This window comes from Psychrobacter sp. 72-O-c, assembly GCF_904846605.1.
Classification (GTDB): Bacteria; Pseudomonadota; Gammaproteobacteria; order Pseudomonadales; family Moraxellaceae; genus Psychrobacter.
Map to the genome: position 1 here is coordinate 64,896 of NZ_CAJHBI010000014.1, position 14,260 is coordinate 79,155.

The following is a 14,260-nucleotide window of genomic DNA, read 5'->3' on the forward strand; positions in this document are numbered from 1 at the left end:
TGGTCATGAAGATTTTACCACGCAATTTAACCCAACCCCTAACAGCTGCGCTAGCCCGTTGGTTTGCCAAGCGTGCCCCAAAAAGCGACAGCGCTACCCTTAACTTGCGTAATGTTTATATCTTTTTTAGCCGCGAAGGCATGCTCTTTGCTTTGCTATTAGTGATTACCTTTATTGCTGGCATCAACTATGGCAATAATTTGGTGCTGGGATTGTGCTTTTACTTAGTGAGTGTCTGGCTGATAAGCTTTCACGTAACCTTTGCGCATATCTCTGGACTACAAGTGCGTTTGCTTGAAGTCACGCTGGCAGAGGTAGGTGAACCCATTTGGGTAACGCTACAGCTGCGCAGTGAAAGTCGACAGCCCCGACGACAGCTGGCTTTTAGTTTTGAGCAGGGTGTTGATAAAACCTTGTCTCAGCACACCAAACATAGACAAGATGACAGTAAGTTGAGCGATAATGATAATAGACCAGTGTTGCTACCGCGCTTGCAGGAAGAGCAAGTTATTCGTCTGTCTGTGCCTACCAATCATCGTGGTCAGCTTGAGCTGCCACGGCTGCAAATTAAGACGGTTTATCCGCTAGGCATCATGCGTGCATGGTCATATGTTTATTTTGCCCGTACGGCTTGGGTCTATCCCAAACCAGAATCCTTTGAATGGCAGGCGCAGTATTTAGCAGCCAGTACCGAGGATTTGCCAACAGGCGGCCAGTATACTCAAGGTCAAGACGACTTTGAACGTCTTGATAATTACATTGAAGGCGAGTCGCTGGCGCGTGTCTCTTGGGCTCATGTCGCACGGGGTCAGGGTATGTTTACCAAGCATTTTGCCGACCCTGTGGGTCATGAACAAACCTTAGATTATGCAGATATGCCAGCGGCGCATCACGAACAAAAACTGGCACAATTGGCTTATGGCGTACGTACTCTCGGTCAGCTTGGCGTGCCTTTTCAAATGCAACTGCCTAATGAAGCACAATCGGCCGCAACTATTGGTCAAGGTGAAACGTTTGCACAAGCATGTTTACTAAGGCTGGCAAAAACACCATGACCATAAAACCTTCTAAACGCTCTAAACCAGCCTTCTCAAAACAACCCTCTTCTACAACCAACGTCTTTTGTGAGCCATCTTTTGAGAAATTGGCGCTAGGTCAGCGAGCTGGTATTGATAAAGCTATAGACCATTCAATGTCAGATACTTCGACATTAGATGGCGTCATAGATAACTCGGCAGGCAAGTCGGCAGTTCAATCAAAATGGTATAACAAGTTATTGGCACTACCGGCCTATTATTGGGTGCTGATCACACAAGTTATCGTCATTCTGCCTCATGCGGCTCATTTACCACTCTGGCTAATGGGGTTTGCGCTAGTCAGCATTATCGCGCAATTGCCTCGTATCAAAGCTAAATTCAAGCAAGTTCGTCATATTAAGCGGCTGTATCAAGGCATGCAAATGCTCGGGTTTTTATTAGGGCTGGTAGGTTTATGGCTGACCTATAACACTGCATTTGGGCTCGATATGGGTGTGGCATTCTTAGTGCTATGTCTTATCAGTAAGCTGTGGGAATTGTACAAGCGCCGTGATGCCTATGTGGTGTTAAATTTATCGTTGTTTGTGCTTGCTGCGCTGTTTTTGATGGATCAAGGATTGCTTACCACTTTAGAAGTAATTGTGGGAGCAGTCGTTATCTTATTGGCATTTATTGCGCTCAATGATGACGGCAATATCCGCGGTGATGGACGCTTGCGCACCTTAGGTGTGTTGGGAATTGGAGCTTTACCATTATTGGTGGTGCTGTTTTTATTCTTTCCACGTCTTCCACCTTTGTGGTCAGTGCAGCTATCAGGACAGCAAGCAACGACCGGCGTTTCTGATAGCATGTCACCTGGCGACTTTGCCAATCTAAGTCAATCAACTGCGCTTGCTTTTCGCGTCGAGTTTGAGAACAACCGGCCACCACAAGAACAACTTTACTGGCGCGGCTTGGTATTTAGTGACTTTGATGGGGTGACATGGCGACCTAATCGTGAGCAACAGCAGCAATGGAATTCTGAACAGCAAAGGCCCCAATGGGTAGAGCGCTCCCTAGCTACCGTGCCTGATGAAGTGAGGCTTGATCCTATTAGCTATGAAGTCATCTTAGAGCCGACTCAGCAGCGCTGGTTATTTGGTCTTGATTATCCTTTTACGCAGCAGCAAGATATTAGTCTTACCTCCAACTTTACTTTACTCAAAAATCAGCCCGTTACCCAGCAGCTACGCTATGAGGTATTGCGTTTTGCGCCTATGCGTATTGACCCTACCCTTGATGCGGCTTCTCGGCGTATTAATCTGGCGCTACCAAGCAAAGGTAATCCGCATGCTCGCACGCTTGCCAAGCAGCTGTTTGCGCAGTCAGGCTCAGATCCAGTACGCTATATGCAGGCGATTGAACGCTGGATCAATCAGACTGAGTTCCGTTACACACTATCACCACCTAGACTCAACACTAACCGTATCGATGAGTTTTTATTCGTTACCAAAGCAGGGTTTTGTGAGCATTATTCGTCAAGCTTTACCTTTATGCTACGAGCTGCCGGTATTCCGGCGCGAGTGGTTGCTGGTTATCAAGGCGGTGAGCTGAGTCGTGGCGGTAACGTGTGGGAAGTGCGGCAAATGGATGCCCACGCGTGGACTGAGGTGTGGCTCGATGGACAAGGATGGGTACGTGTTGATCCGACTGCTTTTGTTGCGCCTGAACGGGTTGAGCAGGGGATGGATGCGCTGACTCAGACGCAAGGTGCGGCCATGTTCGGCGACGGTGCTAGTGCACAAATCAGCTATCAGCAGTATCAAATGCTGCAAACCTTGCGCCGCTTATCGGATCAAGCCAGCTATTATTGGCAAAAAGACATCGTCGGTTATGATCAGGACAAACAAGCTAGCGCGCTGTTAAAGTGGCTTAATATTAGCTCAGTCATGCAGCAAATCGTTTGGCTGGCGGGCAGCGCTATTACCGTGATGAGTATTTTGGCGCTTATGATTTGGCAGCGCCGACGTAAGCGTTGGCATCCAGCAGATCTACCCTTAGTTCGGTTATCTAAACGTCTTGGCAAACGTGAAAAGTCGTTAAGCCGTCATGATAACGAAGGGCAGTTGGCTTGGCTTGAACGTTTATCAGTCTCTCTAAACTCGGCGACTCTAAATTCAGCTGATTTAAAGAGTGAAGCGGGTAAAGACAGTAAACGCGACACTACTATGTTAGATAAAGGCAATACAGAGTCTGCCCAACAAAGTATTGATAAGATTAAACAAGACTACCGCCAGCTGCGTTATGGACGTATAAGCACGCTTAAGACCAATGACCGTAAGTATCAACAAGCGCTACAGCAGCTTAAAAAAAATGTGCAGACGTTATTGTAAGTCTGTATTAAATAAGCCTACTCAAAGCAAACATGAGCGGCCTGATTGCAGAACGTCTGTTTGCCATTTTTAAAACCCGCTACTGCTTGCGCTGCGGTTCTAATTGATTCTATTGCGTCCTTCGCCTCTAGCACTACTAAAGTAGCCAGTGCGCCCACTACTATCTCAGCTTGGTGTGACAGCAACTTAGCCGCATTTTTACTGATCATGTCAAATACATCGGCTATTTCATCATCTTTCGACAGTTGCGCGACATTGGCATACATATTTGCCATTCTAATTAATGAGGCATCACCGTAAGACGTAAAGGCGTTCATGATATTATTGCTAGAAATAGTGGTATTAATGCCCATCTCTGACAACTCGTTGGCATTGACTGTGCCTCTAGGTATTAAGGCGTCATAGTCACGCGCATTTATATAGAGCTCAGTCGCTGGTAACACAATTAACGAGATATCTGCCAGCTTTAATAAACCTGCCATTTCTCCGCGCTGCATTTTTTCCATAGCAGACAGTTTGGTCACATGTCCGATAGATACGCGGCCTTGATAGTTACGTTTGATGGTTTCTTCTACCACTTTTGGAATACTTGAGCCTTCTGGATCTAAATCGAAATCGAGATGAAAATCAACATTGACGTCGAACTGCTCGGCGATGTCAAATATAGTAGTAGAATTTATAAATCGCCACACAGCCATAAGAAATAAAAGAATAGGGTATCAATACAATCTAGCCGCCACTCCTTACGTTTTTGTTTAACCCAAGCCCACATCTGCTCAATGGGATTTAAGTCAGGACTATACGGTGATAACCATAAGATAGTGTGACCTTCACCTTCTATGAGCTCAGTAGTATCTTGCCGTTTGTGAAAGGTCGCGTTATCCATCACGATCACGCTATTTTTGGGTAGGTTTGGTAGCAGCAGTTGTTCAACCCAACTGTGGAAGACATCACTGTTGACACTACAGTCATAGAGTCCAACGGAGAACAGCTTATTGTTGTGAATAGCGCCTATAGCATTGGTTTGATTTTTAAGCTGCCAGTTGTATTGACCAAAGCATTTTTTTCCTTTAGTAGAGTAACCCTGTGGTCTGTTATCGTGAGACTTAAAGCCACTTTCATCAAGATAAATGATGGGTCTATCGTCAAGCTCAAACTGCTCTAATTGCTCAAGGAAGATAAAACGTTTCTCATCATCCGCTTTTGGATGAGTTAAAGTCTTTTTTTTGAGTGATGCCACTCCGTTTTAAGGCGATGCCTATGCCTCTTTGAGTGCAGTTAAAACGACGGGCTCGCTCATGCTGATAATCATCAGGATAAGCGGCTACATCGGCTCTAAGTAAATCGCTATCTATCTTCTTAGGGGTGAATTTACGTGTCTTACGCTCAGGAAATTTCTTCCAACGCTGGATCGTGTTGGTGCTGATTTGACACTCTTCTGCGAGTTGTCGAATGCTATAGCCTTCTTCAAGCTTGCTCAGTATCATCTGTCGGTAGTCTTTTGAGTATGCCATGTTATACACTGTAGCGGATTCTTGTTTCTTTTACTATATCATCTCAATATGTCTATCTGGATTATCGTCTTTATACGGGCAACCGCCTATTAAATCAGCACCTTGTGACAATGCTTGTGGGATTAGATTTTGGGTGTGCAAATCGTTAGTCAAGCCTGACTGAGCAAAGGCACAAATCTCTATATCAATAGCAAATGCATATTTGTCACGCGCTCTTTTAATCGCCTCAAAGCTACGTAATTCAGTCTTCGGGTCAGTTTCTACGAAAGTGCGCAGACCGACGGTGCCTTTTTTAATCGCCATCTCGATGAGCTTTGATGCGCGCGCAAAGACGTCCTCTTCGGTAAACTCTTTTTTGGCCTTACCGGTCTCCTCAACGGCCTCTTGCAAGTCACCTTGCTCTACGCTACAGCGGTCTAGTATGCAGGCTTTATCAAGATGGATATGACTCTCATAAAAACCAGCACAGACGAAGTTTTCCTTTGCGTCATAAACTGTTTTATTTGCAGTGTCGTCATTATTTTGGCTGTTAGCTACATCGTCAATACCTATAATATAAGCATCTTTTATACTGATATTAACCAATTCTTTACGGTTCATTAGGCGTGCGTTTTTGATTATTAAGTCGGTCATTACTATTTATTCCCTATTTACTGATACTTAATTAAGGATGGTTTGAGTCTTTTTATCTAGTGAGAGATTGTATCTAAGGCGCTGTTTCAGGTAATGGACGGGTTAATACGATGTATTAGACACCTGCTTATTATTCATCAGCCATACTTTATCTGTTTTAAAGTATACCTACTATAGCACTCTGTTTGATCAATCGATCTGTCTGTCTTAGCATTTAGCTTTCGCCTTCGCAACTGAACGTCTTCAACGATTGGCATGGTTTAGGTCACTTAATCTATGCATCACATGCGGTAAATAACTTAATTAATCACCGCATAATTTAGGACGTCACCATATGATACGCTACCTATATTCATGTAGAAATAGACTAAATACAGTGACCAAAATTTTTATATAGTCAATCCACAACAATATCCATACCAGGAAGCCGAGTGCAAGCGATACATTATTATGGTTAGCGAGGTTGACGCTATAGGGTCGTCACCGATAGCATGAATCATTTGGCCCTTTTGATATTTTTTTAGCATAGCCTCGTCTGCCAATAGTGTTTGCACATTGGGCGGTAAGTGAGTAAACCAGGGGTCAGTGTTTAAATAATGATTAATATCCATAAGTGTCATGTTTTTGGTAGACTTAGTTCTATTAAGCTGATTTGAATGGTATATTCATAGTATCTAAATCACAATATCTAAAATAGTTAGGGATAACACAATGCAAAGCGATTCAGTACCGAGCGTACAACATAATGTAACCGAACAAGAGTGGGAGATGAGAGTAAATCTTGCCGCTTGTTATCGACTGATTGCCTCATATGGTTGGGATGATTTAGTATTCACTCATATCTCTGCACGAGTGCCAGATACTGAGGATGAATTTTTAATTAACCCTTATGGTTTGTTGTTTGAAGAGATTACTGCCTCTAACTTAGTTAAAGTGAATCAAGCGGGTGAAAAGGTGTCGCCATCAGAATATGACGTTAATCCGGCGGGATTTACCATTCATAGCGCCGTGCATAACGCTCGTAGCGATGCCCATTGTGTGCTCCATTTACATACCAGCGATGGTGTCGCTGTGTCTACTCAGAAGCAAGGCTTACTGCCTATATCTCAGCAATCGTTATTTCCGTTATCTAACTTGGCGTACCACGACTACGAAGGGATCGCATTAAACCCTGAAGAAAAAGTGCGTTTAGTCGCTGACTTGGGCAATGCCCACTTTATGATTTTACGCAATCATGGCTTACTCACCTGTGCTAGCAGCATCGCGGATGCATTTTTGTATATGTATATCATGCAAAAAGCATGCGAGATCCAAATCAAAGCGCAAAGTGGTGGCAATGAATTGACGCCCATACCAGCACAAATATTAGCGGGTATTCAAGCCGCGTCAGATGAAGTGACCAAAGGCGCAAATGGTGATATTGCTTGGCCTGCCTTATTAAGAAAATTGCGCCGAACCGATCCCTCATTTGAGGAATAACCCAGTTAGGATACGCCAGTTATGAAAACCTTGAGTGAATGGCAACAGCAGGGACAATTCGAGTCCATCAACGGTCAGCAAATTTTTACTCGTCAGGCGGGGGATAAAAATGCGCCAGTATTATTGTTAATTCATGGGTTTCCTAGCGCCAGTTGGGATTGGGAAGGTATGTGGGATGAGCTCACGCAACATTATTACGTAATTACCCTCGATATGCTGGGGTTTGGCTTGTCTGACAAACCTCAGAACGCACGCTATTTAATCAGTCAACAAGCAGATATTTGTCAGGATTTTTTACATAAACTTGGTATCAGTGATTATCATATTTTGGCTCACGATTATGGTGACACGGTTGCTCAAGAATTACTGGCGAGACAAGTAGATGGTAGTAGTGATATGCACATTGCCAGTGTCTGTTATTTAAATGGTGGTTTATTTCCTGAAACTCACAAACCCGTACTGGTACAAAAATTGTTATTGTCGCCGTTAGGGCCTCTAGTATCAAAACTCATTAATAAGCAGAAGTTTGCGACTAATTTACAACGAATATTTGGGCCCACGACACCGCCAACCCCTGAAGTCATCGACGCTCTATGGCAACTGCTAACTCATAATAATGGTTTGGCAGTGATGCACAAATTGATTAACTACATCCCCCAACGTAAGCAGTACCGTGAACGCTGGGTGGGTGCGATTATTAACAGCACGGTACCCGTTAAGCTGATTGCCGGCGCCAAAGATCCCATCTCGGGCCAGCATATGATCGATAATTATCGTAAATTGATCCCTAATGCCAATATTACCGTAATGCCCGAGTTAGGCCATTACCCGCAAATAGAAGATGCGACCGCTATTACAGCTGCTTATCTGCAGTTTAGGAATAGTATTGGCTAAACGATAAAATATAACAGCAAAGACTTAAAGTACCAGTCTTTGAACCGTACCGACTATATCGGAGGTTGTTTTATGGCAGAGTGTAATCCCAATTCACTCAATACCCATTCCTTAAAGACGGTTGCAGACTTAGACAGAGGCATTCCTTTTGGATAGGCCAAATAATAGTTCTCTTCTGTTTTGAGACATATATCAAAAGGTGCCAATAGTTCTTGGCTGTCTGATTGATCCGTAAAGAAATCCGGATAGCTCAGAAAAACCCCCAGTCCCGATGCAACCATCGACATTCCTGCTGCCAGATTATCAATCTTATGATAGAGAATATCGGCATTAGCCGTGTCAATAGCAGCTTGTTGAAACCAACCTTGCCAGCCCTGACGGTTACCTAAAACTTCTAGAAGCGGTAGGCATAATAGGTCACTAGGGTCACTTAGCTGATGAGCAAGTTTGGGTGCGCAGTAAGGTGTCAGTTCGGGTGTAAATAACGGATGTAGCTGCATGCCAGACCAGTCACCGTTGCCATGTATTATGGTGATATCAGCCGGACTGCGATTAAACTCATTGTCCCAGTTGGCATGGACCAGCTGTAATTTAAGTCCGGGATACTGCGCGCAAAAACGGCTTAGTCTAGGGGAGAGCCACATTATTGAAAAGGCGATGTTTACTTCAATCACCAGACGACCTTTACCCAGTGGGGAGAAGATATCAGAAGTATGACGTTGCAAGTTGCTGATTGCACTCTGTACAACGGGCAAATAGGCCATGCCACTATTGGTTAAATATACGGTGCGATGTTCTCGAACAAACAACGGCTCACCCAAGTGGTGCTCTAAAAGCCGTATCTGTTGGCTCACCGCAGACTGAGTAAGATACAACTCTCTCCCTGCAGCACTAAAATTGAGTAGTCTTGCTGCTGCTTCAAATGTTTTTAGCCAGTTTAATGGGGGAAGATCAGCGCGTTTATTCATTAGCGTTGCTTATCAAGTGGGTCATAATTCATTGTTTGAATAAGTAATCTTAGAAATATATCATGGAGTAGATTTTTACGCCATGTATATGCAAGGTTCGCTTAAATGAAAACAACTCAATCAAAACCATCTTCGGATGTCTCAGCAGTAACCGATTTTCATATAGAATCGGTTGAGCTAATTGACCGCGCCATTCAAGTACGCTGGAGTGATGGCATCGATACGGCCTATCATTACATTTGGCTGCGTGACAACTGCCCATCAGCCTTTCATCCACAGACAGGCGAGCGCAGCTTTGATCTGCTGAGCATCTCGAAAGACATCCATCCGTTATCAGTCTCTTTTGATGCAGGGACGCTCACTATCGAGTGGTCTGAACAACAACATATCAGCTGCTTTGAGCAAAGCTGGTTGCGTGAGTTCTGTTATTCTGGTGAATTGGCCAAAGATCATAGCAGTAGTTATCAAAGTTGGGGCTGCGAATTTATTGACCGGATTCCAATGTATAGTCAGCAGGACATCATGACCAGTGACAGCGCTCTATATGAGTGGATGAGCGCTCTGGATAAATATGGGCTAACCATTATTAACGGTATGCCGGACGATACTGAAGCCGTTGTACAAACGGCAAAACGAATCGATTATCTGCGTCAGACTAATTTTGGAATGACTTTTGATGTGGTATCAGAAAAATCACCGATTAATGTGGCTTACACGTCTCTCTCATTGCCATTACATACTGACCTGCCAAATCAAGAGTTACCTCCAGGATATCAGTTCTTACACTTCTTGAGTAATGAGAGTGTGGGTGGTGAATCTACTTTTGTGGATGGTCTAAAAGTACTGGAAGGGCTGCGAGAAGATCAGCCTGAGTATTTCCGGTTGCTTGCTGAGTATGCGATTCCATTCCGTTTTCACGACCAGGCCCATGATATTCGTAAACACCACCGAGTAATTAATCTAGACAACTTTGGCAATATTGTTGAAATAAAATACAACGCTCATATTGCGGATATCTTTGATCTGCCTGGCGAGGTTATGTACGACTACTACATCGCTTATCGTGAGCTTATGGGACGGCTAAAAGATACTCGCTATAAAATTGAGCTAAAGTTGACTGCTGGTCAAATGGTGGTATTTGACAACCGAAGGGTATTGCACGGCCGTAACGCATTTGATGAAAATGTTGGCGAACGTCGTCTTAGAGGGTGCTATGTTGACCGCTCAGAATTCAAAAGTCGTTTGAGAATACTGGGCAAGCAACTGACTTAGAAATACTATCCAGCCATCTGATCCGGATAATAAGTGTGTGGAACGATGCAGTTAGGGCGACAGGTATAAGTAAGTCAACGATGCATAAGATTTATAATCAACAAACCTCAAGAATAGATTTTGAAACAGTGAACCGCCCCGATTATATCGGAGGCAGATTTACTTGAGTCAGGCAGCGATGTCTGAGAGGGTTAAACTATCATAATACCGCTTTTCAAACTCAAAAGGTGACACATAACCAATCGTGCTATGCAAACGGGTTTTATTGAACCTGAGAAGCGTTAAAAATCGATTAATTATCGATTTAGCTTTGCAAGACGAGAGCTGTGCTCGAAGTGCCACCCACTCAAGAGTGGCCAGTTCAACATCATTAACGCCATGCCATTGCTCTTTTAAATATTCAATCACCTCAGACTTATAAAGCCCATTCACCGTTTCAGCCAATGCATTGTCATAGGAATCACCAGTTGTGCCGACAGAAGCAATAACACCAGAGTCACTCATTTTATCCGTATAGCGAATAGATAAGTACTGAACCCCTCTATCGCTATGATGAATGACATCCTTAGGATTATTCCTATCTGCTATCGCTTGATTTAAAGCCGCCATCACCATATCAGTATTCATACGATTAGATACCTTCCAGCCAACGATAGCGCGAGCAAACACATCAATGATAAAAGCGGTATATACCCAGCCGCTAGTCGTCTTGATATAGGTGAAGTCAGCAACCCATAGCTGATTAGGACGATGAGCGCTAAAGTTACGATTGACCAAGTCATCAGCGCGTAGCTGGTCATCACGGCTGTTGGTTGTTATTTTACCCTTGCCGCGCCAAACGCCTTGTAGGCCATGCTGCCTCATTAACCGCTCTACGGTACAGCGAGCAACCTTTAACCCGTCCTTTTTAAGCTGTTGCCAGACTTTACGCGCACCATAGCGACATTTGCTGTCCTGCCAAATACGTTTAATCTCGCTGATATAATAGTCGTCATGCTGCTGACGCAAGGAGCGCTTTTCAGGACAACTCTCCAAGTCTTTAGCACGATAATAAGTTGATGGGGCAATCGGTAATACTCTACAAATTGGCTCGACCCCATAAAGATGATTGTTATCGTCAATGAATTGAATCATCACTTGGGTGGACGGCGGAAGCGTAATCCTGGGCGAAAAAAGCAGCTGCTTTACGTATGATCTCATTAGCTTGCTTGAGTTCTCTGTTCTCACGTTCAAGCTCCTTAATACGTTGCTCTTGGCTTTGAGCTTGCACCGAGGCAGGAATGGTCTGCTCTATGTGCTTTTTATGCCATGATCGCAGGGTTTCAGGCGTGCAGCCAATCTTAGGGGCAATGGCTTGGATGGCTGACCAGGTAGAAGGATAGTCGCTTGCTGCTTCAATCAGCATGCGAACGGCGCGTTCTTTAATCTCAGGAGTGTAGTTTCGTGTTTTCATTGTCGTATTCTCTCAGATTGTTAGGTCTCCGACAATCACGGGGCGGTTCAAAATGTAATAGCCCGCTAAGACGGGGTAATTCACATTTATAGCTTATAATTATATAATGTCCATATAAATTAAATCGTTGTTATGGTCTGATATTATTCAGAGGTATCTATAAATTACCTTATCTGAGAGTGGATGAATTATGCAAAATGAATCTATGCTAAACCTGCCGAACATGCATCGACAACCTTTAGGGTTTTTCCCAACGCCGTTAATTGAGCTGACTAGACTAAGCAAAACACTTGATGGTCCTAAAATTTATATGAAACGAGATGACAATACAGGACTGGCATTAGGCGGTAACAAAACCAGAAAGCTTGAATTTATTATTGGAGATGCACTTGCTCAAGGTGCTGACACTATTGTTACAGCAGGTGCCGCGCAGTCAAACCATTGTCGCCAGACAGCAGCAGCAGCGGCCAGTTTGGGACTTGAATGCCATCTGGTTTTGGGCGGACAAGAACCAGAACATGTACAAGGCAATCTTTTGCTAGATAAAATTTTTGGCTGTCATATTCATTGGGCAGGCAGCAACCGTAAAGGGGAAGATATTCCTAATATTGTTGCACAACTCAAAGAAGAAGGGAGAAACCCCTATGTTGTCCCTTATGGCGGCTCAAGCGAGCTGGGGGCTTTCGCCTTTGTAGAAGCCTTTAAAGAGCTAGAATCTCAACGTCAAAACATAAATGTATCATTCACCCATATCGTTTTTGCCTCTAGCTCTGGCGGGACACAAGCGGGCTTAATGCTCGGCAATAAAATTTTTAACTCACCTTATCAAATAGTGGGTATCAATATTGATAAAGGTGAAACGGATAAAGTACCTTTTGATCAGTATATTGTCTCCCTTGCTAATAGTACGGCAAAATTGATGGGTGAAACGCATCGCTTTTCAGCTACCGATTTAGTGCTTAACTCTGATTATATTGGAGAAGGTTATGGGGTGATTGGTTCGTTAGAAAATAAAGCCATTGCAATGACTGCACAAACTGAGGGTATATTATTAGATCCTGTTTATACGGGACGTGCGATGGGCGGGCTGCTGGATATGATTCGTACTGGAAAAATTAAAAAAACGGACAGTGTTTTATTTTGGCATACCGGCGGTGCTCCCGCTTTATTCGCTTACTCCAATGATTTAGAAGTGGCTCAAAGCGGTAGTCAGTCTGTCTAACGACACCAAAGAGGTCGGCTAATCGCGATTAGCCGACCCAAAGAGCAATGTCTAGACCATAATTCTTAGACAAGAACACCCTTCAAATGTCATTTATCCCACCACTTATTTTGAATCTGAGCGACAGTAAAGCTTTCACGGTTTTGAGCACGTTGGTAATAACTTGCCAAAAGTGGAGAATCATTACCGTTGATCCAGTCAGAAAAGCCCAGTAAATCAAGCCTTGAAAGTACCACCGTCCATATAACGTCAGTTAAAGAATAGCTATCGCCAAGCAGGAACGTATTGCTGTCTAATTGCTTTTCAGCAAAGGTGAGCGCCTCAAAAGCATTTTGCTCAATCTATTTGATATGTTTGGCATTTACTCTGAACGTTTTGCTTTTTTTAGATCTGTCCGTACAAACAAGATAACTACTCTTAAGCTCAGGGTATTGTTCAGCGAGTAGCAATGATTTCTCAATGCGGGTATCTAGAATCTTGCCAGAGTTTTCCATAGACGGGTGGCGTGCATAACTGAGAATCTGTAGATCAACCTCATCAGCCAGATCAATGAGTTTTTCCATTAATTCGATATTATTATTGTTGGTTGGCAACAGTGATCGTCCTTCAGGTAAGGAGGCGATAAAGCGAATGATACTGGCTGAATCAGTAACGATCTCTGTAGTATCGTTTTGGACCTCAAGCGTGGGTATGACGCCTTTGGGGTTTAATTCTACATACCAAGGTTCAAGCTGTTCTTGTACGCCTACAATATCGATGACCTGTCCAGACCAATCCAAACCTTTCTCTTCAAGTGCCAGACGAACTTTCATCTAACAGACCGATAGAGGATGATGGTAAAGCTTCAGGGAATACGAAGTATTAACCTTAAATTAATACATGTTGAAAAAGGGTCTTTACAGGTATCGCTCAGCGAATACTCTCAACAACTTACCTCTATATCAGCACTGTATCCGCACAGTCGTCATCTGCCTCAAAGAGTTAGACTCTTGATTGATTTTTTAGCGGAGCGGTTGTCTATTTAAAGAACATCACCGCAACCTATCTGACAACCACATGACAAGCTCACGAGCAGATGTATTATTAGGACTTACGCAACTATCAGTTCAGGCGAGCGCAACTGCTCGCAGAGGTAGTTATCAAGTAAGCCATGTTTTAACTGATATACCGTTTTCTTTGTTTGCTTAGCAATACGGGTCAAGCATACCCAAACCAATATAGAACAACAAATATGATTGCGTTGAATACGTGCTTTGCGACACTGATTAGACTCTATGCCTGTTAACTGTTTAATCTCTCTATGAAACTGCTCAATCTTCCAGCGTATGGCGCACACCTGTTGTACGTCATTACGATTAGCTTGAGTGGTATCGTTGGTGACGACCCAATCCGTGCGGTGAGTACTCACCACGACCC

15 protein-coding genes, 1 pseudogene and 1 other annotated feature are annotated in these 14,260 nt (G+C 43.7%); of the genes and pseudogenes, 7 read left to right on the forward strand and 9 right to left on the reverse strand.

Features of this window, described 5'->3' with window-relative positions; translation table 11 throughout:
• The first annotated feature begins 5 nt into the window (after positions 1 to 5).
• Entirely contained in the window at positions 6 to 1,055 is a 1,050-nt protein-coding gene (locus JMX97_RS06960; protein WP_201556411.1) for a DUF58 domain-containing protein, read from the forward strand.
• Complete coding sequence (locus tag JMX97_RS06965) at positions 1,052 to 3,409, forward strand: transglutaminaseTgpA domain-containing protein (RefSeq protein WP_227671487.1); 2,358 nt, start codon at positions 1,052 to 1,054, stop codon at positions 3,407 to 3,409. The genes JMX97_RS06960 and JMX97_RS06965 overlap by 4 nt, the downstream gene beginning before the upstream one ends.
• 17 nt (positions 3,410 to 3,426) lie before the next feature.
• Here the strand turns inward: JMX97_RS06965 and JMX97_RS06970 are convergent, their stop codons facing one another.
• From JMX97_RS06970 to JMX97_RS06985, 4 genes are read right to left on the reverse strand one after another with little or no spacing between them, the layout of a single operon-like run.
• The gene (locus JMX97_RS06970) at positions 3,427 to 4,107 is read right to left on the reverse strand and encodes a hypothetical protein (protein ID WP_201556412.1); all 681 of its coding nucleotides are present in this window, start codon (positions 4,105 to 4,107) and stop codon (positions 3,427 to 3,429) included.
• Positions 4,086 to 4,649 (reverse strand): IS630 family transposase, encoded by a 564-nt coding sequence (locus JMX97_RS06975; RefSeq protein ID WP_201556413.1) that lies wholly within the window; start codon positions 4,647 to 4,649, stop codon positions 4,086 to 4,088. The genes JMX97_RS06970 and JMX97_RS06975 overlap by 22 nt, the downstream gene beginning before the upstream one ends.
• Positions 4,603 to 4,923, reverse strand: a complete 321-nt coding sequence (locus JMX97_RS06980) for an IS630 transposase-related protein (protein ID WP_201556414.1) — start codon at positions 4,921 to 4,923, stop codon at positions 4,603 to 4,605. Before JMX97_RS06980 ends, JMX97_RS06975 begins: the two co-directional genes overlap by 47 nt.
• Positions 4,924 to 4,956: 33 nt before the next feature.
• A complete protein-coding gene (locus JMX97_RS06985; protein WP_201556415.1) occupies positions 4,957 to 5,556 on the reverse strand; it encodes a hypothetical protein in 600 nt (199 codons plus the stop codon).
• Positions 5,557 to 6,267: 711 nt separating this feature from the next.
• On the opposite strand from JMX97_RS06985, the gene JMX97_RS06990 reads away from it, so the two are divergent.
• Both JMX97_RS06990 and JMX97_RS06995 read left to right on the forward strand, forming a co-directional pair.
• The gene (locus JMX97_RS06990; protein ID WP_201556416.1) at positions 6,268 to 7,035 is read left to right on the forward strand and encodes a class II aldolase/adducin family protein; all 768 of its coding nucleotides are present in this window, start codon (positions 6,268 to 6,270) and stop codon (positions 7,033 to 7,035) included.
• A gap of 21 nt (positions 7,036 to 7,056) precedes the next feature.
• Entirely contained in the window at positions 7,057 to 7,929 is an 873-nt protein-coding gene (locus tag JMX97_RS06995; protein WP_201556417.1) for an alpha/beta fold hydrolase, read from the forward strand.
• A gap of 53 nt (positions 7,930 to 7,982) precedes the next feature.
• Here JMX97_RS06995 and JMX97_RS07000 read toward each other — a convergent pair whose 3' ends face one another.
• Positions 7,983 to 8,897: a LysR substrate-binding domain-containing protein gene (locus JMX97_RS07000; RefSeq protein ID WP_201556418.1), complete on the reverse strand. Its 915-nt coding sequence runs from the start codon at positions 8,895 to 8,897 to the stop codon at positions 7,983 to 7,985.
• Between the two features lie 105 nt (positions 8,898 to 9,002).
• Between JMX97_RS07000 and JMX97_RS07005 the strand changes: the two genes are divergently transcribed.
• On the forward strand, positions 9,003 to 10,169 hold the full coding sequence (locus tag JMX97_RS07005; RefSeq protein ID WP_201556419.1) for a TauD/TfdA family dioxygenase: 1,167 nt from the start codon (positions 9,003 to 9,005) through the stop codon (positions 10,167 to 10,169).
• A 2-nt stretch (positions 10,170 to 10,171) separates the two neighbouring features.
• Positions 10,172 to 10,306, forward strand: a pseudogene (locus JMX97_RS07010) (helix-turn-helix domain-containing protein); the annotation flags it as partial.
• A gap of 31 nt (positions 10,307 to 10,337) precedes the next feature.
• On the opposite strand, the gene JMX97_RS07015 reads toward JMX97_RS07010, so the two are convergent.
• A protein-coding gene (locus tag JMX97_RS07015; protein ID WP_201556420.1) for an IS3 family transposase occupies positions 10,338 to 11,622 on the reverse strand; the annotation gives its coding sequence in 2 pieces (ribosomal slippage) (positions 10,338 to 11,318 and positions 11,320 to 11,622; 1,284 coding nt in all).
• Positions 11,229 to 11,347, reverse strand: a sequence feature (AL1L pseudoknot). (Overlaps the previous gene by 119 nt.)
• Positions 11,623 to 11,812: 190 nt before the next feature.
• On the opposite strand from JMX97_RS07015, the gene JMX97_RS07020 reads away from it, so the two are divergent.
• Positions 11,813 to 12,844, forward strand: coding sequence for a D-cysteine desulfhydrase family protein (locus JMX97_RS07020; RefSeq protein ID WP_201556421.1), 1,032 nt, complete (start codon positions 11,813 to 11,815; stop codon positions 12,842 to 12,844).
• Between the two features lie 89 nt (positions 12,845 to 12,933).
• On the opposite strand, the gene JMX97_RS14010 is transcribed toward JMX97_RS07020, so the two are convergent.
• From JMX97_RS14010 to JMX97_RS07035, 3 genes are all read right to left on the reverse strand, one after another.
• A complete protein-coding gene (locus JMX97_RS14010) occupies positions 12,934 to 13,185 on the reverse strand; it encodes a glutathione S-transferase family protein (RefSeq protein WP_201556437.1) in 252 nt (83 codons plus the stop codon).
• The gene (locus tag JMX97_RS07030) at positions 13,186 to 13,656 is read right to left on the reverse strand and encodes a glutathione S-transferase family protein (RefSeq protein WP_201556422.1); all 471 of its coding nucleotides are present in this window, start codon (positions 13,654 to 13,656) and stop codon (positions 13,186 to 13,188) included. It abuts the gene before it with no gap.
• 278 nt (positions 13,657 to 13,934) lie between these two features.
• The coding region (locus JMX97_RS07035; RefSeq protein WP_201556423.1) for a transposase at positions 13,935 to 14,260 on the reverse strand (326 nt) is incomplete at its 5' end.

Coding starts and splice junctions, on each gene's coding strand:
- JMX97_RS06960 (WP_201556411.1), top strand. CDS start 6: ATGAAGATTTTACCACGCAATTTAACCCAACCCCTAACAGCTGCGCTA.
- JMX97_RS06965 (WP_227671487.1), top strand. CDS start 1,052: ATGACCATAAAACCTTCTAAACGCTCTAAACCAGCCTTCTCAAAACAA.
- JMX97_RS06970 (WP_201556412.1), bottom strand. CDS start 4,107: ATGGCTGTGTGGCGATTTATAAATTCTACTACTATATTTGACATCGCC.
- JMX97_RS06980 (WP_201556414.1), bottom strand. CDS start 4,923: ATGGCATACTCAAAAGACTACCGACAGATGATACTGAGCAAGCTTGAA.
- JMX97_RS06985 (WP_201556415.1), bottom strand. CDS start 5,556: ATGACCGACTTAATAATCAAAAACGCACGCCTAATGAACCGTAAAGAA.
- JMX97_RS06990 (WP_201556416.1), top strand. CDS start 6,268: ATGCAAAGCGATTCAGTACCGAGCGTACAACATAATGTAACCGAACAA.
- JMX97_RS06995 (WP_201556417.1), top strand. CDS start 7,057: ATGAAAACCTTGAGTGAATGGCAACAGCAGGGACAATTCGAGTCCATC.
- JMX97_RS07000 (WP_201556418.1), bottom strand. CDS start 8,897: ATGAATAAACGCGCTGATCTTCCCCCATTAAACTGGCTAAAAACATTT.
- JMX97_RS07005 (WP_201556419.1), top strand. CDS start 9,003: ATGAAAACAACTCAATCAAAACCATCTTCGGATGTCTCAGCAGTAACC.
- JMX97_RS07020 (WP_201556421.1), top strand. CDS start 11,813: ATGCAAAATGAATCTATGCTAAACCTGCCGAACATGCATCGACAACCT.
- JMX97_RS07030 (WP_201556422.1), bottom strand. CDS start 13,656: ATGAAAGTTCGTCTGGCACTTGAAGAGAAAGGTTTGGATTGGTCTGGA.